The sequence below is a fragment of the Candidatus Leptofilum sp. genome (genome assembly GCF_965223285.1).
Lineage (GTDB): Bacteria > Chloroflexota > Anaerolineae > Promineifilales > Promineifilaceae > Leptofilum.
In genome coordinates, this window is sequence record NZ_OZ244997.1 from 1,512,930 (window position 1) to 1,535,386 (window position 22,457).

At 51.4% G+C, this 22,457-nt stretch carries 25 protein-coding genes; 6 read left to right on the forward strand and 19 right to left on the reverse strand.

All coding sequences use genetic code 11. The features are described 5' to 3' along the window. The first annotated feature begins 17 nt into the window (after positions 1 to 17). Complete coding sequence (locus ACOQPU_RS07060; protein WP_420644417.1) at positions 18 to 1,016, forward strand: helix-hairpin-helix domain-containing protein; 999 nt, start codon at positions 18 to 20, stop codon at positions 1,014 to 1,016. Continuing rightward, positions 973 to 1,575: a GNAT family N-acetyltransferase gene (locus tag ACOQPU_RS07065; RefSeq protein ID WP_420644418.1), complete on the forward strand. Its 603-nt coding sequence runs from the start codon at positions 973 to 975 to the stop codon at positions 1,573 to 1,575. The genes ACOQPU_RS07060 and ACOQPU_RS07065 overlap by 44 nt, the downstream gene beginning before the upstream one ends. Here the strand turns inward: ACOQPU_RS07065 and ACOQPU_RS07070 are convergent. From ACOQPU_RS07070 to ACOQPU_RS07115, 10 genes are all read right to left on the reverse strand, one after another. Further along, positions 1,550 to 1,987 carry an aconitase X swivel domain-containing protein gene (locus ACOQPU_RS07070; RefSeq protein WP_420644419.1) on the reverse strand — a complete coding sequence of 146 codons (438 nt, stop codon included), beginning with the start codon at positions 1,985 to 1,987 and terminating at the stop codon, positions 1,550 to 1,552. The two genes, ACOQPU_RS07065 and ACOQPU_RS07070, sit on opposite strands and share 26 nt — an antisense overlap. After that, the gene (locus ACOQPU_RS07075) at positions 1,984 to 3,717 is read right to left on the reverse strand and encodes a lasso peptide biosynthesis B2 protein (RefSeq protein ID WP_420644420.1); all 1,734 of its coding nucleotides are present in this window, start codon (positions 3,715 to 3,717) and stop codon (positions 1,984 to 1,986) included. Before ACOQPU_RS07075 ends, ACOQPU_RS07070 begins: the two co-directional genes overlap by 4 nt. Further along, on the reverse strand, positions 3,701 to 3,997 hold the full coding sequence (locus ACOQPU_RS07080) for a lasso peptide biosynthesis PqqD family chaperone (RefSeq protein WP_420644421.1): 297 nt from the start codon (positions 3,995 to 3,997) through the stop codon (positions 3,701 to 3,703). The genes ACOQPU_RS07075 and ACOQPU_RS07080 overlap by 17 nt, the downstream gene beginning before the upstream one ends. 9 nt (positions 3,998 to 4,006) lie before the next feature. After that, on the reverse strand, positions 4,007 to 4,876 hold the full coding sequence (locus ACOQPU_RS07085; protein WP_420644422.1) for a sulfotransferase domain-containing protein: 870 nt from the start codon (positions 4,874 to 4,876) through the stop codon (positions 4,007 to 4,009). Further along, complete coding sequence (locus ACOQPU_RS07090; protein WP_420644423.1) at positions 4,873 to 5,565, reverse strand: hypothetical protein; 693 nt, start codon at positions 5,563 to 5,565, stop codon at positions 4,873 to 4,875. The genes ACOQPU_RS07085 and ACOQPU_RS07090 overlap by 4 nt, the downstream gene beginning before the upstream one ends. A 307-nt stretch (positions 5,566 to 5,872) precedes the next feature. Then, complete coding sequence (locus tag ACOQPU_RS07095; protein ID WP_420644424.1) at positions 5,873 to 6,037, reverse strand: hypothetical protein; 165 nt, start codon at positions 6,035 to 6,037, stop codon at positions 5,873 to 5,875. A 99-nt stretch (positions 6,038 to 6,136) separates the two neighbouring features. After that, complete coding sequence (locus tag ACOQPU_RS07100) at positions 6,137 to 8,002, reverse strand: asparagine synthase-related protein (RefSeq protein WP_420644425.1); 1,866 nt, start codon at positions 8,000 to 8,002, stop codon at positions 6,137 to 6,139. Continuing rightward, positions 7,999 to 9,264: an aconitase X gene (locus ACOQPU_RS07105; RefSeq protein WP_420644426.1), complete on the reverse strand. Its 1,266-nt coding sequence runs from the start codon at positions 9,262 to 9,264 to the stop codon at positions 7,999 to 8,001. Before ACOQPU_RS07105 ends, ACOQPU_RS07100 begins: the two co-directional genes overlap by 4 nt. A 47-nt stretch (positions 9,265 to 9,311) precedes the next feature. After that, positions 9,312 to 10,088 (reverse strand): DUF294 nucleotidyltransferase-like domain-containing protein, encoded by a 777-nt coding sequence (locus ACOQPU_RS07110; protein WP_420644427.1) that lies wholly within the window; start codon positions 10,086 to 10,088, stop codon positions 9,312 to 9,314. A gap of 149 nt (positions 10,089 to 10,237) precedes the next feature. Further along, entirely contained in the window at positions 10,238 to 10,408 is a 171-nt protein-coding gene (locus ACOQPU_RS07115) for a hypothetical protein (protein ID WP_420644428.1), read from the reverse strand. Between ACOQPU_RS07115 and ACOQPU_RS07120 the strand changes: the two genes are divergently transcribed. From ACOQPU_RS07120 to ACOQPU_RS07130, 3 genes are all read left to right on the forward strand, one after another. Next, positions 10,395 to 11,786, forward strand: a complete 1,392-nt coding sequence (locus ACOQPU_RS07120) for an L-serine ammonia-lyase (RefSeq protein WP_420644429.1) — start codon at positions 10,395 to 10,397, stop codon at positions 11,784 to 11,786. The genes ACOQPU_RS07115 and ACOQPU_RS07120 overlap by 14 nt on opposite strands. 79 nt (positions 11,787 to 11,865) lie before the next feature. Continuing rightward, a complete protein-coding gene (locus ACOQPU_RS07125) occupies positions 11,866 to 12,120 on the forward strand; it encodes a hypothetical protein (RefSeq protein ID WP_420644430.1) in 255 nt (84 codons plus the stop codon). Next, positions 12,110 to 12,682: a hypothetical protein gene (locus ACOQPU_RS07130; RefSeq protein ID WP_420644431.1), complete on the forward strand. Its 573-nt coding sequence runs from the start codon at positions 12,110 to 12,112 to the stop codon at positions 12,680 to 12,682. The genes ACOQPU_RS07125 and ACOQPU_RS07130 overlap by 11 nt, the downstream gene beginning before the upstream one ends. 1 nt (position 12,683) lies before the next feature. Here the strand turns inward: ACOQPU_RS07130 and ACOQPU_RS07135 are convergent, their stop codons facing one another. The 9 genes from ACOQPU_RS07135 to ACOQPU_RS07175 all read right to left on the reverse strand — a co-directional run bounded on the left by ACOQPU_RS07135 (position 12,684) and on the right by ACOQPU_RS07175 (position 21,015). Further along, positions 12,684 to 14,228: a cation:proton antiporter gene (locus tag ACOQPU_RS07135; RefSeq protein ID WP_420644432.1), complete on the reverse strand. Its 1,545-nt coding sequence runs from the start codon at positions 14,226 to 14,228 to the stop codon at positions 12,684 to 12,686. Positions 14,229 to 14,391: 163 nt separating this feature from the next. After that, complete coding sequence (locus ACOQPU_RS07140) at positions 14,392 to 15,162, reverse strand: ABC transporter permease (protein ID WP_420644433.1); 771 nt, start codon at positions 15,160 to 15,162, stop codon at positions 14,392 to 14,394. Between the two features lie 6 nt (positions 15,163 to 15,168). Further along, positions 15,169 to 15,912, reverse strand: coding sequence for a phosphate ABC transporter ATP-binding protein (locus tag ACOQPU_RS07145; RefSeq protein WP_420644434.1), 744 nt, complete (start codon positions 15,910 to 15,912; stop codon positions 15,169 to 15,171). Between the two features lies 1 nt (position 15,913). Further along, the gene (locus ACOQPU_RS07150) at positions 15,914 to 16,621 is read right to left on the reverse strand and encodes a glutamine amidotransferase-related protein (protein WP_420644435.1); all 708 of its coding nucleotides are present in this window, start codon (positions 16,619 to 16,621) and stop codon (positions 15,914 to 15,916) included. Positions 16,622 to 16,727: 106 nt separating this feature from the next. Further along, a complete protein-coding gene (locus ACOQPU_RS07155; protein ID WP_420644436.1) occupies positions 16,728 to 17,360 on the reverse strand; it encodes a phosphatase PAP2 family protein in 633 nt (210 codons plus the stop codon). 106 nt (positions 17,361 to 17,466) lie between these two features. Continuing rightward, entirely contained in the window at positions 17,467 to 18,726 is a 1,260-nt protein-coding gene (gene ahcY, locus ACOQPU_RS07160) for an adenosylhomocysteinase (protein WP_420644437.1), read from the reverse strand. Between the two features lie 111 nt (positions 18,727 to 18,837). Further along, on the reverse strand, positions 18,838 to 19,797 hold the full coding sequence (locus tag ACOQPU_RS07165; RefSeq protein WP_420644438.1) for a carbohydrate kinase family protein: 960 nt from the start codon (positions 19,795 to 19,797) through the stop codon (positions 18,838 to 18,840). 1 nt (position 19,798) lies between these two features. Then, complete coding sequence (locus ACOQPU_RS07170) at positions 19,799 to 20,593, reverse strand: glycosyltransferase family 2 protein (RefSeq protein ID WP_420644439.1); 795 nt, start codon at positions 20,591 to 20,593, stop codon at positions 19,799 to 19,801. Positions 20,594 to 20,787: 194 nt separating this feature from the next. Continuing rightward, entirely contained in the window at positions 20,788 to 21,015 is a 228-nt protein-coding gene (locus ACOQPU_RS07175) for a hypothetical protein (protein WP_420644440.1), read from the reverse strand. A gap of 243 nt (positions 21,016 to 21,258) precedes the next feature. On the opposite strand from ACOQPU_RS07175, the gene ACOQPU_RS07180 reads away from it, so the two are divergent. Next, positions 21,259 to 22,362 (forward strand): ABC transporter ATP-binding protein, encoded by a 1,104-nt coding sequence (locus tag ACOQPU_RS07180; protein WP_420644441.1) that lies wholly within the window; start codon positions 21,259 to 21,261, stop codon positions 22,360 to 22,362. The last annotated feature ends 95 nt before the right edge of the window (positions 22,363 to 22,457 follow it).

Here is a 22,457-nt window from a genome sequence, read left to right on the forward strand (position 1 = left end):
CCGGAGGCAGATGATTTATGTCTTTTGAACTGATACTGGCTCTTGTGGTTGGCTTTATCATTGGCGTATTGGCGGCGTTGTTGATTGATAACCTGACGTTGGTTCGGCGAGTGCAGGAAGCGAATGCAGACAAGCAAAATGCCCGCGCTGACCTGCAAAAGGCACAAATTCAGCAGCAGGCTATGGCGCAAAAAGTGCAGTTGGCTGAAGTTGATTTGGAAACAGCCATTGCTGAACGCACCCAATTGGAAGAAACCATTGCTCGTCAGCTCCAAGAAATTGAAGCCAGCCGCGACCAGCTACAAACCACCATTCAAACCACCGAATCTCTTAAAGAAAATGCCCAAGAAGTACAGGAACGGCTGGAAGAGCTGGATAGTCTACATTTAGCCACCCAGGAACAGTTGGAAACGGCCGTTGCCGAAAATAGTGAGATCGCTACTGAACTCCAGTTGCTGGAGGGTGAAGTGGCACTGCTGGAAGAAAAAGCAGAGGCGTTGACGCAAAAATTGGCTGAGGCTGAGGCCAAAGTGGGTGAGCGAGGGCAGAAAATTATAGCAATTGAGGCAGAGTTGGCAGCCGTTGAAAGTGAAAAAGATGCTGCTTTGATGGAACTTGAACAGGCTGAACAGGCGGTCGTGGAGCAAAGCACTCATATAGCAACTTTGCAACAGCGGTTGGTAGAAATGGACTTGCTGCGAGAAAAATTGTCTGAAGCCGAGGCCAAGTTGGGAGCAGCCGACTCCGATCTGGAAAAATTACAAAGCACGATAGGCGATGTACAGACCAAAATGAGCTACAGCGGCAAGAATCAACTACAGCTTATTAAAGGCATCGGCCCCGCCTATGCTCGCCGCCTGAATGAATTTGGCATTCAAACCTTCGCCGATCTTGCCGACTGCGAGCCGGAACAGGTGGCCAGTATCATCAAAAAGCGCAATTGGCAATCTGCCGACATCCAGGATTGGCTAGATGAAGCCAAAGCGTTGGCCGCCACGCTTGAATCTGATGGCTGACGTTGCGATACGGCCGTTCCTTCCCCAATATCTAACACAGCTGCCCCAGGTAATTACGGGCTACACCACCAGCGAGATTTACGCCATTGCCAAAGATGAATGGGATACAGTCGTAACTTTTTCCCTCAAACTTGTATCTTTGCCCACCCCCAAAACCATTACCTACAACCATTTGGATGAAGCTGAACTGGCTCGTCTGGGTCAGATTGTGGCTGTTGGAATGTCTCTGGGAGCATTTTTTGAGGCGCAGTTGGTCGGCGTGGCCTTGGCCAGTGCGGAAGTGTGGAATAGCAGCCTGCGCGTCTGGGAATTGCATGTAACCGAAGAGTGGCGCGGGCAGGGGATTGGTCGGCGGTTAATGGAAGGCGTGGTGGATACGGCCGTTGCCCACAGGCTGCGGGTCATCGTTTGCGAAACGCAGAGCAGTAACGTGCCAGCCATTCGCGCCTATCGCAAGCTGGGCTTTGTGCTAGATGGCATTGACTTGTCGTATTACAGCAATGAGGATGTGCAAAAAGAAGATGTGGCCATTTTTATGAAGCGGCATTTGCCTGGATGATAATCGTTCCATCCTCGTGCACAGTGAGATGCTGCCCCGTCTGAATTTTTACGTAATCGTCGCTGACAAGCACCAGCACGGGCGGAGATTGATCGTACAGTTCGCGGGCCACAGCCGCACCCAAAGCCAAAATACCATCTATCTCAGACGTAATGATGGCAGCTGGTGCGGTGCCTTGCTTGACCGCTTCTAGCAAGATGCTGCTAGCGCTGCTAGAACCACGCCCCGATGGCAAAACCAGTATCCGATTTGTCACAATCTCCCCTGCCTGTGGGTGCCGCTTATCAATAATTTCGCCAGTCTCTGGGTTTAATCCACCCCAAAGGCTAAGTGGTTCTGCCAAGACCAGCGCGTTCCCTGCGCCGCTTCCCGGCACCAGCGTCTTTGCCTCAAATTGGATTGCATGGTTCATTCTGTTTGCCCTAGCCAGCCTGCGAGTAAACTGCGGCGTTCGGCCGTTTTTGTAATTTCGTTTTTACCTCGCAACAACAACCACGCTCTTTTACTGTTGCGGCGAATGACATCATAAAAGTTGACGAAATAATATAGCCATATTTTTTTGTTGTTATGTGGTGTGCCATACCGCCAGGCCAATCTCTTGCGGGTAGGGAAAAAGAAGCTCAAGGCAAACTTGGCCTTAGCTATAGTTGTGTTGTTGCTTTTGAGTTGCGAGAAATTTTTCGAGACTTTTTTGTTTTCTTCGCGGCCTCGTAATAAATGTGATTTGGCAAGGGCCATAAGGCTATCTGGCATCTGTTCCGGTTTGAGTTGGTGGAGGATTTCGGGGGGAACGGCCGTATTCCAAAATGAATTTATCAATGCCAATGTGAGGTAAACGCCTCGTTGCCATTTCCAGTTGATAGCATTTTCTACAACTTTTTCCCAAGACAAATCATCGCCATAATGATCAATAACCAAAGCAATATCGCACAGGCTCCTGAGATCGAAAGCAAACTGATGGTTGTAGGAAGCATGCAAGGCAAGATGGAGCAGTTGCAGGTGGGGCTGGAATGCGAACAAGTCAGTTCCAGCAATGGTGTAGAGCATTACATCTTGCCAGATTGACTCAGACGGTATTGAATAAGGGCGATTTGGAAGAATAATATGCCAATGTGGTTCAATCTGAAAATTGAGATTTTTCTTGGCAAAAGATGGCAGGTGGTGGTGGTGTTCAAAGGTTGCCTCCAGGGCTAGCGGGCGCGTTTCCTGCCAGCCCCGATGATGCAGAATTTCTATCATTTTGGGGATATGTTCTTGGGTTATTAGTAGGTCCAAATCTCCCATGGCTCGCTGGCCGATATGAGGGTAAACGGCCGTCGCCAAAAACGCCCCCTTTAGCAGTACAACAGGAATATTTGCTGGTTGCATCGCTCGGTTAAGCAGATTCAGCTCACGGTAGATAGCCAAATTTTGCAAGGTTATCTGCTGCTGCCTCTGTTTTAACTGGGACAAAAGCTGGGTCGGAACGGCCGTATGCCCATTCAAGGCTTCTAATCGTGCTAAAAAATATGTTTCAATGTGCTGTTGTTGCGCGAGATGAATTAACGCCTGCCACTCAGTTTCATCTAGCTGGGCAAGCTGGCCGACAGTTGCTTTTTGTGGTGCAGGGTTGAGGGTGGCTAGCAATAATTCTTGAAGGTGAGCATGGGTATGGTAGTTTACCGACGTTATCTCTTCGTTTTCGGCCAGGTTTTTTTCTAAGGATTGCTCAGCAAAACAAGAGATGACAGAAAATCGCTCATGATTTGCTTTGCCGGTGATAATTTCTGAGCCACAGCGCAGCCACGCATGAGCCTCCATCTGCTGTGATTGATCTTTGGCTAATCCCAAGTAGAGAGTAGTAGGAATGTGACGGCGGCGCAGCATTGCTTTGGCACTAATTGCTTGGGCCAAACAGGCACTTTCCCACGGCGTACGGTGAGAAAGTGCACGAACCGCCCAGCTAATGCGCTCCGCTTCCTTTGCTATTTTTCCTGGCACATTGGCAGCACTTTCCAGCCCCACTTCACCCAGCTTAGGCGCAATGTGGCGAAATGGCATGAGCCGTAAGCCAAGTCGGGCAATGGCTAACCAAAGCGTGGCTTCCAGCAATAGGAAGCGGTCTGCCCAGCATAGCTGCCGAAATTTAGCCAGATTGCTCATCAATAATTCGGATCATATCTTCTTGCAAAAGTTCGGTTAAAAATGCCAGAACATCGGTTTGGCATTGCGCCAGACCGACATCAAAGGCTTCTGCGAGCTTTTGACAAAGCGTTTCAACATTTGTGGGTTCAGAAATATTTTCCCAAATGAAGCTGCCAATGCTATCTAGGCCATAATAGTTGCCTTTTTCAAGGCTCATCATGACAACTTCATTTTCTACAGTGGAGGTGATAAATTCATCTGAGCGAATGATTTTGCTGGTAATTGCTAAATTTTTCATATTGCCTCGTTAATCATTGGATATGATGGGCTGGTCTTCTTCGTTTAGGTAGCCAAATTGCTGCATGACATTGCGATGATTATTGCATACGGTGGCAATTTGATTTTGGCTCAATTCGTGTTGCCACCCACCGCTTTTCCCCTGACGAAAAAACATTGGTGAATTGGGGCGACGTTCCGCAAAGCCAACGGCCGTTTCTTGCTGTTTTAACTGATCGAAGGAAGAAAAACGAATTGCTTTTTCTAGTCGGGGCAAATCAAACGGCAGCCCAACAGCTTGAATCAGCTGCTTGAACGTTTGCTCCGGCTGGCAGCACAACTGTTCATACCGTATCAAATGTAATGGCATTTCCCTCTGGTTTGCCCAGCTCGTAACGTGTGCGTGCCAGCTACCTACAAATTGAGGCAGTTGCCGATTGAGTTTTTCTACGGAGCTGGCCAGTGCATAAGATTCATCTGCCAAAGTTGAAATTGCCTCATCCAATGACAGGCTGTAATGATTTGCCAGGGAGGCAACAATGTCTAATGGGTTGCGAATGATGTAGACGGCCGTCTTCGTTGCCGCGCCTGGAAAGAGCGATTCACCACCATCATTGCGTCGCCAGGCGTCGTGAACTTTGACAAATAACGTTTCGCTAGATTCTTTTGCCCATCGTTGGTACATAAACGGCCGTATCTGATCAATTTCCGTAGGCGTCAAATCAGAGGACTCCACGCCAGTTAATCGGTCGAAAAGTGCCCGCGTGCTAGAATGCAGCCCTTCTGGCATTTTGTTAATGTCTGCGGGTGCTTCTCCGTTAAGCAAGTAGTTGTTCAGGAAGATGCGTACCCATGTATTGCCAGATTTAGGATAAGACGCAAGCCAAACAATCTTGTTCATGACAAAAAATCTGCTTCAAGGCGGTCGGCCAAAGCATGGGGTTGAAATGGTTCATCAGGACGATATACGCGGACGATTTTGGCGTAATTAGAAGTCGCAACGGCTTGCTTGAAATGCGCCACGTGTCGCCCCATCCGTTTGAGAGCCATTTTTTGCCAGGTATGGTCCAAAAGAAGATTGAACTTCCGCGCATCATGTAATTGTTCCAGACGAACCTCTGGCTCATTTTGCGGGGTGAGTGCGTAGACAGCGTGCAGTGGCAGCGGGTCTTTGGCTAATGGTAATTCAGCAGGAACAGAGAATTTTGCCAGTTCAGGCCGGATGCGGCTGAGACTTTCGGTTGGTTTATTGAGCTTTTTGGCACTGTCGGCCCAAAGTTTTAGATGAGGGTAGCTGGGATGTACGTACGGCCGTTCGGCTTCATCAAAACTAATTGCAGCAAGATCGTCGGTGAGCATACCATAGCCTCGGGCCACAAAGGTTGCCAGCAAAGTGGATTTACCGTAGCCAGAATGCCCTGCGAATAAGACCGCACCTTTTGGCGTGCGAATGCCGCTGGCATGAAGGGGGAGGAGTCCACGTTGATGCAGCAACAATGAAGCGGCCGTTCCCAGCAAGAACAGCCGAATTCGAGTCTCTGCGGCGGTTTTTTCTGGGGCAATGGTGATTTTTTGCCCCCCTTCTACCAAATATCTTGCGACTTTCGGAAAGTGAAAAATAACAGCCTCAGGGGAGATTTGCTGAAATGGGCCTGCCTTGGATGATGCAGGCAGAAGTTGCGGGACATCCCCAAAGCAAACTACAACATCAGTATTTGCCTCCTTATTTGGTACCGGTGTTCCCAACTCTTTACAAAGAAACGGGAGACTCCAGACAAGACCAAAGGCAAAATAATGCCGCATTATCACTAGACGCCCATCATGTTTTTGGATAAGTGGCAAATTTCGCACGCGTTCACGCGTAACAAATAACCACCTGAGCTAACTTGAAAGATTGCTAAATGGTAGTGCCCCGCGTCATGTCAGCATTGCTGCCTCCGAATAATGCGGTGTCCAAGCTAATTTGAAGTTTTTTGAGCTGAGGTTTTTGCCAGAGTGGTTTATTGGTCTCATTCGCTTCTTTTGTTTGGGCATCATTGAGCAGCGGTGTATTTTTCTTCATGATATCTCCTTTGATTTGCACAATTACAGAGTTTGATACTTCAGCTAAAAATGATTATAGCTTTAGTTTAATTTAGTAACAATACTGATCAAAAATGATTTACTGCGCTAGTAAAAACAACCCAGCATTTAAGCCGCGCATTAGGATGGTAACGGCCGTTTTTGTTGTTTGTATTGTCGGCTCTTCCCGAATAGCTTCCCAGGCAGTTTGGATTTTTGCCATATCAATAAATTCCGCTGCTTTGGAGTGGGCTAACTGTGGCAAAAGCAGCTCGATTTCTTGCTTGGAATCTTGCAGTCGGTGTACCAGATCCGCTGCTTGCTTACCCCTTTTTGAGCTTAGCCGAACCTGATCTGGTAACTGCTTTGCCATTGCTGTTCGCAACAACCAGCGATCTTCTCCATTGGGACCAATGAAAAAATGATCCGGAATAGAAAATGTGTATTCCATAATGCGTTTGTCTGTGGTTGGGTCACGCACGTCTAGCCTAAAACCGGCACCGAGCTCCGCCCAGATAGCCCCTGCCAAGCTAGTGCCAGGCTGTAAAATCGCCAGACGAAGCTGACGGGATGTTTTAATTGATTCGGCTAAATCAAGGCTTTTGCCTATGGAATCTGCTTGCTGTTGGGCCAGTTTGAGTTTGTTTGCGAAGTTGGGGTGAATGGCAGAATGGCGCCAGTTGTCTCGTTTTAGGCGGTGTAAGCGAAGCTGGCGTTGGGCAAAGGTTGGCAGGTGATGCTTGACGGCCGTTCTCCAGCCTCGTATTTTCCACATTTTCCAGAATGAATGTAGAAATGGTGTGCCAATCCAGCTAACAGTGGCATTGCCATTTTGCCCGGTCAGCATTGTGCCAATGCCTTCATTCTGGACGGTTTGGAGTATATCTGCAATCCAGAAAAAATTTGACCCGGCGTGGCCAGGTTCGTTTCTTAAACTTAAAATCCTTTGTAAACCAGCTAGCGGGGAAGTTTTCTCGCTTGTTAAAAGATGATGGTCAACATTTGGGTAAAACGTGGCAGTTGCCTGAGCGAACTCCGTTTCATCACCAAACCGATTTGTTTCTACCGTATTTTGCACATCATAAAGCGGAACGGCCGTATAAGCAGCCAGCCGTTTGTTTTGTGAGTGCAATGTTTGGGCTGCTAATGCAGTCACTGAACCAGAATCCAGACCGCCACTAAGCGTAACCCCCACAGGTTTGTTGCTGCGCAGACGGCAATCAACCGCTTCTTGATAGATTTCCTGAAAGCTAGCAACATAATCAGCAAAGGTGGGTAGCTGCAAAATAGGCGTATCTTCAAGCCGCCAATAAGGCCAGATTTCCAATTTTTGCCCGCATAACCGCAGCGCATGGGCGGCTGGCAGTCGCGTGATGTCCATATCGATGGTGCTGCTCTTGTGGTAAGCGGGCCAGGAGATGAGAACTTGAGCCAGGTAAAGTTCATTCAAGCGTCTGGGAACCCCCAATGCCAGTAGAGCGTCTCGGCTGGAGGCAAAGGCAAAGCGTCGCGCATCCTGAAAGTAGTAAAATGCAGTGGAGCCGTAATGATCGCGAGCAGCGAAGATCGTTTGCGTTTGCGGGTTCCAGATGGCAAAGGACCAATCGCCCAGTAAATAATCCGGGCACGCTTCTCCCCATTTTTCGTAGGCTAGTTCGATGAGTTGACTGTCGGTGATAGCTGTTTGCTCTGGGGGGGGAATATTGAGCTGTCGGAACAAGCCGGGGCGGTTGTCCAGACGGGCTTCGGCGGTAAGCAGCAGGCCGCTAGCGGTTTGGCGGGGTAGCTTTTCCAGACGGGCCTCTGGCGTGTTGTGCAGCAACAGTTGCCCCAGACCAATCGGGCCGGAAATGATCTGAGAACGGCCGTCTGGCCCCCAATGTGCCATCCCCTTCATCATCTTTTGCATATCCTCTGGATCAACCGGGCTGTTGTCTAGATGAAAAAGGCCAAAAATGCCGCTCATCGGCCGCTCCAAAGTGTTGTGTCCCGCCATACCATCCCTTGCGCAGCGGAGCGGACGCACTCTTCCAGACTGCCAAAAATCACTTCCAGGCCAATGTTGCCGGGGGAGTAATGGGCAAATTTGCCAGAGTTGGTCATTAGCACGCCGTGCTGGCGCACGATGGGGGTGACGACCACGCATGTATCCACAATCACCCGTACGCCCGCAGCGCGTAGCTGCGCTAGCCAGCCTCGTTGCTGTAGCGTGCCTAAAGCCAAGCGATTGGTGCAGACGATGAAATCAACCCGAGGGTGGGGTGGATATTTTTCGATAAGTGGCAGTAGTTTGTCAAACTCGGCGAGCGAGAAGTGGGGACTGCCCAGAGCGACGACCTGGATACGGCCGTCTTCAACTGTCGCCAATTTCCCCAGCGTCGCCCGAATCTCAGCCATCGTGACGAGGCGTTCTGTTGCGGCGGGCTGGTTTTGCAGCGCGTCAGCCAGGGTGGGTGCTTCAGGCGTGACGCCCACAGCATGGAAAAGCGCTACCGCGCCTGAGGATGCGGCGGCGGCACCCAATGCCTTGAGCTGGTCTTCGGTTGTTTCAGGCGGTAAACCAACAATAACTGGAATCTGATTCTGGCTGTTGGCCCCGATGAAGTAGCCAAGCACCGGGAAAAACACATCTTCGTGTAGCAAGTCTGTGGGGATGCCGTCTAGGTGGAACACAATTTGGCCGCGACGATTTCGCGGTAGGTGCAGACCAACGGCTGGGGCGCGCCCGGTAAGCGCGGCGCAAATATCAATAAAGTCGCCGTACCGGTTGGTGCGTGCGCCCAAAACGGAGTTGGCAAAGACAATGGCATTGCTCTCAGCCCAGGCGATTTGCGTGCCGAAGGCAGGGCGGTGCATGGCTTGGTACGGGGCGCAGGTCCAGATCGGCGCACAGCCCATCTGCTGATACGCTGCCATCAGGCGGGTGGCCCGGTCGGCTAAATCGGCCGTTCCCTGAAACTGATCGGGGTGCATTAAATCAATTGCGCCAACGTTGAGCGTAGTGGGCACGCGCACTTGGGCACCGCCAGCCACCAGCCGCTCGGCAAAATCCAACCCAGATTGGCCGTGGTACAAACAGCCGTCAATGTGCGCCGATTTAATGTCCAGCAGTTTGGACGCGCCATAGACGTTTGCCATCGTGGTTAAAATTCGCATAGCCATTTTGGCGGCATTGCCAAAGTCGCCGTGGAGCATGGCTTGGTCTTGGGGGGTGAGGGTGAGTGTCATGGGGAGGTTGGAGATTAGAGATTAAACGTCTCCAATCTCCAGTCTCTTTAAGTTTTGCTTTTGATTAGATTTTGCACGGCCGTTTCAAACCGAGTGTCTGGGTTAAAGTCAAGGTGCAGGCGTTGGACGACGGCCGTTCGTGCATTCAGGTACGCTTGGAGCAGGTTGGCAAGATGTGCGGCCGTTCCCTGCGTATCCTGATTAAACTGAGCCCGCAGCAGCGGAGCGCGGGCTGGGTCCTCTGGCGGCAGGACGTGGAGCAAGGGCGGGAGCGTAAAATGCAGTAGCTCCAGGTAGATGGTGAACGGCTTGTCACCATCGCCGCGCAGCAGCAGCCGGTACGCATCCCACAGCATCACCCAGAACCGCTCATCCAGTGCGGTGAGTTCAGCAGCGGTGAGGCGGGGCTGGGGCAGCAGGGCACGCTCACAATCCGCCTGGTATTGTTCGGCCCAGCCATCTCGGTCTTTCAGGATGCGGATGTCGCGGTCCCACGGATTGGGTTGCAGCTCCGTTTGCAGTTCGTACCGGTAATCTGCTTTGGTGCCGTTGCTGTAGAGGGCGATGTGAAAGTACGGCCGTACATGCTCCCCGTCAAACGACTTGGCAGGCACGTACTGCATCACTGACTGCACAAACTCTCGCCGCTGTCGCCAGGCGCGTTCACGAACCAGTTCATCGGCAAACACCAGGGCCACGTCCATGTCGGAGTACGGGTCGTTTTCGCGACGGCCGTATGACCCCGACAAAAAGCAGGCCACAATATTGCCTTCACTCATCACCCGCTGCTGCAATCGCACCAGCACCCGATCTTGTTCAAACATAATCAGTAAACTCCTTGCGACGAGATTATACCTGACAATGAGGCAGTGCGTAGACACGATTAGTTATGAGCAGGCGTTGATTAACGGAATCGTTTGTGAAATACGATACCAGCAATAACAGTTCCATTGTAAAATGCGAGGGTAGCCGATTAACGACCGTATTCGCCGTAAATGCTCAATAGGTGCAGACATTGATATATCCCCTGCGGGTTGGTGATAGCCGTGGCGCGGTAGAATTTTGTGATTCGGCCGTCATCATCAGGGAAATAATTCAGCAATAAAACGGCCGTCAGGAGCGGCAAACAGATGGCAATAAGCATTTTTGATCTGTTTAAAATTGGCATTGGCCCGAGTAGTTCCCATACAGTTGGCCCCATGAAAATAGCCAGGTTATTTGGGCAACAGCTGCAGTGGCAGGGGATGCTACACCAAGTTGAACGTGTTTCCTGTACTTTGCATGGTTCGCTGGGGGCAACCGGCGTTGGGCATGGGAGCGATACGGCCGTTCTTCTTGGCCTCTCTGGTCATCAACCCGACACCATTGATCCCGATGCTGTCCCAAAATATTTGCACAATATTCGCAGCAGTAAACAGTTACTCATACTAGGCCACCATGTCATTTCGTTTTTGGAACGTAGAGATTTAAAACTGGTTCGTCGTGCATTGCCATATCATCCCAATGGCATGACATTCACAGCCTGGGGACACAATGAACAGGAATTGATTCAAAAACGATTTTATTCTGTTGGTGGCGGTTTCATTGTTGATGAAGATGAGATTGAATCCTTAAAACAAAATCGTAAGGAAACGGCCGTCCCATACCCTTTTGCCACAGCTACCGAACTGCTTCAATTTTGCGCAGATGAAAGCTGCCGCATCAGCGACATTGTGTTGGCGAATGAGCTGGTTTGGCGCAGCGCGGCTGATGTGCGTAACGGATTGTGGCACATTTGGGAAGTCATGCAGGCATGTGTCCAGCGTGGGTTTCGCACGGAGGGCGTGCTGCCAGGGGGAATGCAGGTAAAACGACGTGCCCCCATTGTGTATAGAAGACTCACCGAACAGCCAGAAGCAGCCCTCCGTGATCCGCTCACCGTACTTGATTGGGTAAATTTGTATGCTTTGGCCGTAAATGAAGAGAATGCTGCTGGTGGCCGGGTGGTAACGGCCCCAACCAATGGGGCGGCAGGCATTATCCCTGCTGTATTGCATTATTGGGTGCGGTTTGGATTGTTATCTGATGCCCCGGCCGAGATGGAAACGGCCGTTATTCGGTTTTTACTCACGGCGGGAGCGATTGGGTTGCTGTACAAGCGCAACGCCTCAATTTCTGGTGCCGATGTCGGCTGTCAGGGCGAAGTTGGGGTCGCCTGTTCAATGGCGGCAGGGGCGTTGGCTGAAGCGCGTGGTGGCACGCCAGAGCAGGTTGAAAACGCCGCTGAAATTGGTATGGAGCACAATTTAGGCTTAACGTGTGATCCGGTCGGTGGCTTGGTTCAAATCCCTTGTATTGAACGGAATGCGATGGGGGCTATCAAAGCCATCAATGCGGCCCGGCTTGCGCTGCGGGGTGATGGGAAGCATATTGTTTCCCTGGATAAAGTGATCAAAACGATGTGCGACACTGGGGCAGATATGAAAAACAAATACAAAGAGACTTCCCAGGGCGGGTTGGCGGTCAATGTTATTGAATGTTAACCGACAGCGTTGGTGTTGCCCGGAGCATCAGTATTTGAAAGTTCAGGTATACTCTGTACAAAATAGCTAGGAAAATGTCATGACTGCATTGTATACCGACACGCACCCCAAAATGGAAGCCTTGCAAATTGAACTGTGGCGGCAGGCCAGCCCCACAAAGAAGATGAATATGCTGGCGCAGCTAAATGCCTCTGCGCGCACGCTGGCATTGACGGGCTTGCGTGCTCAATATCCTGACGCAACGGAAGCGGAATTGCGCCGCAAGCTGGCTGATTTGCTGTTGGGTGAAGAACTGGCGCAAAAAGTGTATGGAGGTGCCGCCAATGCAGAATGAGCCAATCGAGGTGACGCTAAAGGTAACGGCCGTTTTCGAGCAGCTAAACGTTCCTTATCTCATTGGCGGATCTCTGGCTTCCGTGCTATATGGCATGGTGCGAACTACCCAGGATGCAGACATCATTGCCGAAATGCGACAGGAACATACTCAGCCGTTTGTCTCCACTCTGGAAGACGAATTCTACATAGATGAAGAAATGATAACTTCATCTATTCACGGCAATTCAAGTTTTAACATTATTCATCGCGAAACTTTCTTTAAGGTGGATGTCTTCATTCCTTTGCCACGCCCTTTTTTACAATCGCAGCTCGTCCGCGCCCAATGGCAAACCTTTGCTTTAGAGACGGAGGTCAGCGCAAAGTTTGCCACGCCTGAAGATACCATTCTCTCCAAGCTGGAATGGTTTCGGCTTGGTGGTGAAACGTCTGAGCGTCAATGGCGTGACATTTTGGGCGTCATTAAAACCCGTGCAGATAAATTAGATTTTGCATATTTGCAAAAGTGGGCGGAAGAAATTCAGGTTAGCGACTTGCTAGAACGCGCTTTGCAGGCGTCATAGGTCATTCGAGTGGGGTGGTTTCCTGGCCGAGGGAGGCTTGGGCCAGTTCGCGGCCAGCCTGGGCAATGGGGAGGAAGGAGACGGTAACGCCTGCGTCTTGCAGAGCTTGACGGCTGGCGGCCTCGCGCAGGAAGGCGGCGATAAAGCCGTCGTAGCCCGCGCGGCGCAGGTTGCGGGCGGCGCGCACTTCGGCATTTGTACTGCCCAGGGTCATCAGCACGCCGTGCAGGTGGCTAAAGTCTAACTCAGTCCACAGTTCGTTGTCGTTGGCATCGCCATAGATTACGCGACGGCCGTTTCCCAACTGTCTCTGTATCTGCGCCGGGTCGGCATCAATGCCCAATGGCCGTTTCCTCTGCTGAATCAAATAATCGTACGCGGCTGACCCAGCCAACCCCATCCCCAAAATGACAAATTCGGCCGCACCCAGGCTGCGCGGCTCGTGGTCTGGATGGTCCACCGCCCGCTCAAAGCGGGTTAGCCACGGCTCCCAGCGCGTCCAAAGCGTGTTTACCGCCTGGCTTACCGGGGCATTGAGGGCGTAAGAAATAGCCACCAGCAGACCCGTTGTCACCACAAAGGCGGGTTCCACCAGCCCCGCTGCGGCGGCACTGCTCACCACGATCAGAGCGAACTCGCTGTACGCCGTCAGCGAGACGCTGCTCAGAAACGCCGTTCGCGCTCGCAGCCGAAAACGCAACATCAGCCCAAAGAAAAGAACGCCCTTCAGCGGCAGGAAGAGCAGCAGCAGGCCAACCGTTAGCCAGATACGGCCGTCTGGCACCCCAGCCAGCCCCACCTGCAAAAAGAAGCCCACCAGGAATACCTCTTTCAAGGCCCACAGCTTGTCGTACAGTTCATCGGAACGTTTGTCCCCGGCCAGCACCAGCCCGATAAGCAAGGCTCCCAATTTGGCATCTAGTCCCACCAGATCGAACAGCCAGCCCGCGCCCAGGGCCAGTGCTAAACCGAAAATCAGCAGCAGCTCTTCGCGACCTGCGCTTTGCATCAGGCGCAGCAGCAGCGGGCGGGCCAGCGGCAGGGCTAGCAGTCCCAGGGCCCACGGCGTCGGTGCGCCGCCACCAGCTACCCCCAGCAGCAGCACGGCCACCACGTCTTGCAAAATGAGGACGCCAATGGCCAGACGGCCGTGATAACTGTCCAACTCTTCGCGGGCATCCAGCAGCTTAGCGGTGAGCACCGTGCTGGAAAAGCCCAGACTGATGGCCACCAAGACGGCCGTTCCCATAGGTAAATCGAGCAAGATGAGAACGGCCGTAAAAATGAGCCCGCTAATCACCAAATGGATGGAGCCGACGCCCAGCACCTGCGGCTGCACCAGACTGCGAAAGTTCAGATGCAGCCCCACGGTGAATAGCAGCAATACCACCCCAAAATCCCCCACCGCTTTGATGAAGTCCGTGCTTTGCACACCCAGGTACGCCAGCACCACGCCTGCCGCCAGATAACCCACCATCGTGGGCAGGCGAATCATCTTCGCACCCATTCCGGCTAAAAATGCTGTAAAAATCCAAATTAGTTCCATAGAGATTTATCCGCAGATGACGCAGATTTGCGCAGATTTTGTTTACTGTTGGGTGATGTAGTCTGTATGTTTGAGGATACAATGATTTTGTGTGCCGCCAACGATTACACTGCCAGCATTAAGATTGCATTTAGGCAGCTTTGGTCAGAGCTATCGCTTATGCTTAAAAATCCCGTTGCAGCTGATGATTCGGCGAAATGAATTGACGATGGGTGAACCAGGCAGCGGCTAAGCCGGTAAAGGCAGCTGCGCCGATAAGCATGTACATGACGATGATTTGTAGCTGGACCGCTTCTAGTGGTGAAGCCCCTGCCAAAATCATGCCGGTCATTGCCCCAGGTAGCTGGATGAGGCCAACGGTTTTGGTACTGTCGATGATAGGCGTCATGCCACTTTGCAGGGCAATTTTAAGATAAGGTGCCACGGCTTGCCGCCCAGTTGCCCCGAGTGCCAGAGCGGCTTCAATTTCAGCCCTTTTCGCTTCAATTTCATCTTGAATGCGGCGCATCACCAAGGTGCAAACATTCATGGAGTTGCCGATGACCATACCAGCAATGGGGATTGTTTCTTGGGCTGTAAATTGGAAAATGCGGAGGCCAATCAACAAGCCCAGGGTAAGCGACGCGCCTATGCTAATGGCGGTGAGGGCGACGCGATGAGCTTGGGGGACGCCTGTGGCGCGTTTACCAGAAGTGTATCCGGCAATGCTCACCATCACGGCTATGATGAGGAAAATTGCCAGCGGATGATCGGCGGCAAAGATGAGATCGAGGGCAAAGCCAATGGCAATGAGCTGTACAAAAGCGCGAGCAGTGGCGATGAGCATTTGCCGCTCAAGGTTAACTGCTTGCCAACGGGAAATGATGGCAGCAAATAGCACCAGGGCCAAGGCTGCCAAAACGCGGCTGATGTCGCTAAGGATAAATGCGTCCATGTTGAATTATGCCGAATTTTCTAGCTGGCCAGCGGCGAATACGGCCGTTAAATGCTCACTTCCCGGTCTTAACACGTGGTCGGGGCTGCCTTCATCAGCGATACGGCCGTCTAACAGCAAATAAATCCGATCAGCCACCAGCTTTGCTTCTTCCACATTGTGTGTGACCCACAAAACCGTCACGCCAAGCGTGCTGCGCAGGCGCAAGATGGCCTCTTGGATGTGGCGTTGGGCAGCAGGGTCAAGCGCACTGGTCGGCTCGTCCATCAGCAGTGTGTCGGGCTGATTGGCCAGAGCGCGAGCCAGAGAGACACGCTGCGCCTCGCCCCCAGACAGTTTGGTGACGTCTCGTTGGGCATAGCCAGCAGGTAAATCTGCCAAATTTAGGAGTTCTTCAACGTTAGGCGGTACTTCTTTTTCTTGTAAGTTGGGGCCATAAAGGATGTTGTCGGCCACGGTTCCGGGGAAGAGAGCTGGCTTTTGAAATACCATTCCTACCTGGCGACGCAAAGCCAGCACGTCGAGAGTGTGAATATCTTGCCCGTTGTAGAATACGGTACCTGGTGGCGGCTCCGTCAGGCGATTCAGACAGCGCAGCAGGCTGCTTTTGCCGCCACCGCTCGGCCCCATCAAACACACAATTTCACCGGGTGAAACGTGAAGGCTGGCGTTGTTGAGGACGGCACGGCCGTTTCGTGCCAATGATAAGTTTTTAACCAAGAGTCGTGGAGAATTAATGTTGCTTTTCACATTACTCCTGAAGAAAGTTCACGATCCATTGGGCGAATAGATCGTTGTCGGGACGGCCGTTCTGTACTGAGGCAACGGCCGTTTCATACAGTTGTGACCCCTTTAACCCGTCGTGGCTAGCAAAAATATCCTGCATTATTGCCCGAGTAAATTCGGGATGCCCTTGTACTCCCAACACTTGCTCGCCAATGGTGTACATCACGTTGGGGCAAAAATCATTGCCCGCCAAATGCTCTGCATCTGGTGGTAAATCAATCACCTGATCCTGATGTACAAAGTACAAAGCGTAGGAACCAGATGACCCGGCCATCCACTTTTTTGTGCCGTTAACCGTAAATGGTTTTAGTCCCAATCCCCACCCTTTGGCCGATTTTTCTACATGGCCACCCAATGCCTGGGCCAAAATTTGGTGACCAAAGCAGATACCTACCAGCTTTTTACCTAATTGGTAGCTCCGGCGAATAAATGCCATCAATTCCAAAATCCAGGGATATGCTTCATACGCACCGCTGGGGCTGCCGGTGATGACATACGCATCGTACAAATTGGCATCGGCGGGAAACTCACCCAACGCGACCGTATAACCCGAAAAAGTGAAATTGTTCGGTGCGCTCTGCAAAAAGCGAATGTAGGCGTCTACAGGAGAGCCACCCCAATTGACTTGGCTTTTGGCAGGATCAATAGCGTTAAAAATGGCAACTTTCATCATTTTTCCTTTTTGGCTCCAGTGATTTTAGAGAGAAGAAGGTTAGCAAATGGATGCCTTTTCGCGCAAATTCGTGAAAATTCGATGCTAAAAATCGAACGCTTGAAGTTTAGCCAACAAAACAGCCAAAGGGAACAAGAATGAGGACAACGGCCGTTCCTAACCACAACCCCGCCACAATTTGGGCTGGCGTATGCCGCTTTAGAAAGAGGCGCACCCAGCAAACCGAGCCCACCAACGGAATCCCCACAATCAGCCCGGCTTGCCAGCCAAAGACGAGCCAAACCAGCACCGCGCTGGCAATTGCCCCAGTGGCGTGCAAGCTAATGAGCCAAAAGTGGTTGATGATGGCCAGAGCAGTTAACTCAATGACGTTAAAAAGAGCCAGGCAGCGGAGCAGCTCTGGCCCATTGAACCCGGCGATAAGACCATACGCAATGGCCGCGAACAAAACGGCTGAAATGTAAGGAATGCTGCGCTCGCGGGTGTTGCTCATGTGCAGTTCAGCAATGCGGCCTGTTTTGAGCAAATAAACCACCACCAATATCGGTGCAAGTGAGACCAACAGCCCGTAAACGGCCGCCCACAAAAAACCAGCCCAGTTGGGAAGGGCGTATAACCCAAAAGCCAGCCCTACTACGGCAAACATCACCGGCGGACTGACGACGTTGGAGTAAATGCGAGCCGCTTTGACGAAACCGATACGGTTTTGGGCAAGTTGGTCAAGCGGGGGGAGTTTCATTGGGATGACAAGGTGACGGCAACCTTCGGTTGCTGGTGACAGGGTGACAAGGTGAAGGGGTGACAAGGTAACAAAATCACCCCTTCACCCGTTCACCTTGTCAAGATCATGTGCCTTCTTGCCAGGAGTTCAGATATTGGGTCTGGCGTTTGGTGAGGGTATCTATATTGACACCCATCGCCTGGAGCTTGATGCTGGCAATGCGTTGATCCACTTCTTCGGGAACGGTGTACACTTTGTTTTCTAGCTGACCTTTATTGTCTACCAAATATTTGGCGGAGAGGGCTTGCCCGGCAAAGCTCATGTCCATGACGGAGGCGGGATGCCCTTCGGCGGCAGCCAGGTTAATGAGACGGCCTTCGCCCAACAGGTTTAGCTTACGGCCGTCTTTCATAACATACTGGTCTACAAACGGCCGTACGCGCTTGGGTTCACCCGTGGCCATATCGCGCAACGCTTCCTTATTTACCTCCACATCAAAATGGCCAGAGTTGGCCAGCAACGCCCCATCCTTCATCGCTTCAAAGTGATGGCGATCAAATACGTGGATATTGCCCGTAGCACTGACAAAAATATCGCCAATGGGAGCCGCTTCCAACATTGGCATCACGCGGAAGCCGTCCATGACTGCTTCCAAAGCCTTGAGGGGATCAATTTCGGTGACGATGACGTTGCCGCCCAGACCGCGTGCCCGCATAGCGATGCCGCGGCTGCACCAACCGTAGCCCGCAACCACAACGGTTTTACCGGCGATAAGGTAGTTGGTGGCTCGCACCACGCCGTCCATCGTGGATTGCCCAGTACCGTAACGATTGTCAAACAGATGCTTGGTTAAGGCGTCATTCACCGCCATCATGGGGAATTCCAGTGCGCCATCGGCGGCCATCGCCCGCAAGCGAATGATGCCAGTGGTGGTTTCTTCCGTACCGCCAATCACATGGCTCATCACGTCGCGACGGTCTTTGTGGATGGTGCTGGTCACGTCAGAGCCGTCATCCATGATGATATTGGGCTTATGGTCTAGCACGGCTTGGATATGTTTGTGGTAGGTCTCGTTGTCCTCACCCTTAATGGCAAACACAGGGATTTCGTAATGGGAGACGAGTGAAGCAGCCACATCGTCTTGGGTACTCAGCGGATTGCTGGCGCACAGCATCACGTCTGCGCCACCCGCTTGCAGCGCGACAACCAGATTGGCTGTCTCGGTGGTTACATGCATACACCCACTGATACGCAGTCCGGCAAACGGCCGTTCATCAGCAAACTCGTCATACACACCCTGTAAAACTGGCATCTCCTGCGATGCCCACTCAATCCGTAAACGCCCGCCGGGGGCAAGTTCGGGATTTTTAATATCGAATTCCATTTGGTAATAATCTCCTTGCTTCTTTAAACCTGATAGGTTTTGGAAGATACTTGCTGGCAGAACAGACATCAATTTTGCCAACTTTGTAAACCTGTCAGGTTTTGTAGTTGCTTAGTTGGTTAATAAAATATCCAATGCCCCGTCATCGTCGAAATGCTGACGATAACGGGCCACAAATTCTTGGGGGGAGTAAGCATGGTTTTGAGGACCAAGCTGTTCCAAAACATAGGTAGCTGCCAGGGCTCCCATCCGCCCGGCGATCTCCCAGGGCAAATCTAGCTGCATCCCACGCATCATTCCGGCACGAAAAGCATCGCCACTTCCAGTTGGGTCACTGATGGCAGAAGGAGGAACAACAGGGATGCGAAGCTCGTCTCCATTGATAACCAATCGTGCCCCTTCACCTGCTAACGTTACTAACAAGCTGCCTACCTTTTGCAAAATCTGGTCTTCATTCAGACCTGTTTTTTCCTGGATGAGCTGATATTCATATTCATTAACAGCCAGCATCTGCGAGCCATCCAAGCCTTGTAACAAATCCTCTCCAGTGAAGCGGGCAGCTTGCTGACTCGGGTCATAAATAAAGGGGATGCCAAGCTCCCGGCACTCAGCCGCGTATTGGGTCATCGCGTCTGGGGCGTTAGGGGCAATGATAGTTAGATCAGCGTCGGCGGCATATTGGGCAAAGCTCAGTTTACCAGCGTACGCCATTGCACCCGTGTAAAAGCTGGCAATCTGGTTTTGTGCCTGGTCGGTATTTACAAAAAAAGAGGCGCAAAAAATGTCCTCAATTTCTACAATTGCTGAGGTATCCACCCCATGACTATCTAACCAGGCACGGTAATCGCTAAAATCATGCCCGGCGGTAGCCATGACGGTAGGCCGACCACCTAACAAGGCCAAGGTGTAGGCAATGTTGGCCGCCGTACCACCTCGCTGCCGATCAAGTGAATCGACTAAAAAGCTGAGGCTAACCGTATGTAGCTGATTCGCCACCAGCGAGTCGGTGAACTTGCCGGGGAATGACATGAGATAATCGTAGGCTATGGAGCCGGTAACAACTATTTTCATTTTAATTGGTCACTGTTTGGGAATTATTTACGGCCGTATTAACCGTTTTTTTTAATGTGGGGCTGAGTTTCAGGCGGTCGCGCAGCATGGTCATGATGATTTTGAAGCCATCGGCGATGGTGATTTTTTTACCTTCGGCATATGTGCGCGGGTCGTAGTTGATAGGCACTTCGACGATTTCGTAGCCGCTGAGTAGCACTTTGTTGGTTAGCTCAAACTCCAGGTTGAAGCCAGTAAGCGTTAGGTGGAGCGATTTAGCAACATCAGCTTTGACCATCTTGGTGCCGGTGCCGACGTCGGTGAGCTTGCTGCCAAAGAGTAGGTTGGTGACAAAGGTCCAGACGCGCACGCCCAGGTAGGCATGCGCATATTCGTATTTGACATCGCCACCTAAAATGCGGGAACCGTAAACGGCCGTTGCCCCCGTCTCCTCTACTTTTCTGCAAAATTTGGGATGTTCGGCCGGATCGTACTCTTTGTCAGCGTCCTGGATGATCAGGTAATCACCCGTGATGTTGTTGATGCCGGTGCGAATGGACATGCCTTTGCCCATGTTGCGCTCATGGTAAATGACCTTGATTTCTGGATCATCAATTTTTTGCAGCAGTTCACGGGTGCCGTCTGTGGAAAAGTTGTCCACGACGATAATTTCGCGCGTCCAGCCATTGCCCAAATCCACCGCCTGGGTGCGGGCAATGACATCTTGAATCGTTGCAATCTCGTTGTAGCAACAAATAATCACCGATAATTTCATACGCATGAAAGGTTGGTAAGCCACCGTGCCGGGGTCTACCAACCTTGCTCCTATTTCTCGCTATTCTTTTGAAAACCGAAGGGCAATTATAACAGCCAAACGGCCGTTGGCGAATACGGAACATCGCTCGGGTATTCAATTGCAAAATGAATTGACTCATCAAACCCTACGCCGATGGGTAAATCTGTTTGCCTGCCAATGATGCCAGCGGGGTAGTTGTAAGTTCCGGAAAATCATTACGAAGCAAATTGATAAACAGACGTTGTAATTTGACGCAATGGTTTTTTTTGTTCCCAGATAAGTTTCTGCAATTTTTCTACGGTTTCAGGAGAAAATAACTGCTCACCAGTTTCAATATTTACTCGGGCTGGCACATCTTCAATTATATAAAATTTGTCATCTTTTAGCAGCGTGTAGGTTGCTTTTTTTTCTACTAGTTTTTCTTGAAAGGGTTGATTTTCCATTTATCCTATACTGTAATGCTTCGTAAAATCATTCTGTCAGCCGCATGTTTTGAAAACTCAAACTGATTTTGGTTGAGTTTCTCACGTATGCCAGTAATGAGTTCCATTGCACCAGTTTACTGGTTAATTGAGCAATATACAAGAGTGCCATTAGGCGTCAAGATACGTAATTGACAGCGTGGGCAAACAAAAGAATTCTACGTACATGTTGGCACTCACCACAAACGGGGTAAAGTTAATCGCATGTTATTAACCTGCACCGATATTGCAAAATCATATGGCACGAAGCAGGTGCTACAAGATATTGATCTTTCCCTTGCTGCTGGAGAGATTGGGGTGCTGCTAGGGCCGAGCGGCTGTGGTAAAACGACATTGCTACGGATCATCGCGGGATTGACGGTGCCAGATAACGGCCGTATCCATCTCAACGATCAAGACATTACCAATCAACCGGTCCACCAGCGCGGGTTGGGCATGGTGTTTCAGGAATATGCCCTGTTCCCGCACAAAAACGTTTTCCAAAACGTGGCCTTTGGCTTGCGAATGCTGAATTGGCAGCCAGCAGAGCTTCAAAATCGGGTTGGGCAGGTTTTGGAGTTGGTGGGTTTATCTGGCTTTGGCCAGCGGCCCATTCATGAACTGTCTGGCGGGGAGCAGCAGCGGGTGGCCTTGGCACGCTCGCTAGCTCCTGCGCCCCGGCTCATCCTGCTGGATGAGCCGCTAGGTGCGCTAGATCGCGCCTTGCGTGAGCGGCTGATGCTGGATTTGCGCCAAATTTTGAAGGATGCGGGCAATGTGTTGGGCCGCCCAGAGGGCATGACGGCCGTTTACGTCACCCATGATCAAGCTGAAGCGTTTGCCATTGCCGATAAGCTGGTACTGTTGAACAACGGCCGTATTGAGCAAACTGGCTCCCCGCAGACTGTCTACCGTCGCCCCGCCACCCCTTTTGTTGCGCGCTTTTTGGGCATGGAGAATATTCTTGAAGCAAAGCTCGTTTCGCAAAATCCGCCATTTTTGGATATTGGAGACTGGACCCTTCGACTTCGCTCAGGGCATGGGTTGGAGATTGACCTAAACGCCATTCACAATTCACAATTCTTCTTGATCCGCCCCGAAGCCGCCCGATTGATTGAACCTGGCACAGAAGCAGCGAATATTATTAACGGCCGTCTCATCCAGCACTCGTTCCGCGGCCGCTACCAACTTATCACGCTCACCACCAACCACCAACCACCACTTACTTTGAAATTTGAATTGGAAACGGCCGTGTCTCTGCCTTCCATTGGTGAAACCATTCAGCTAGCCATCGACCCTGGTGCTATCGTACCGTTAGAGAGTGGTTAGATAGGTTGCGATTCCCAATTGTCCAGTCGTATAATGCAGCCCGTGGGTCAGAGCTAGCTGTGCTGACCAATTGAATGTAAATGTTTCTGTACTGA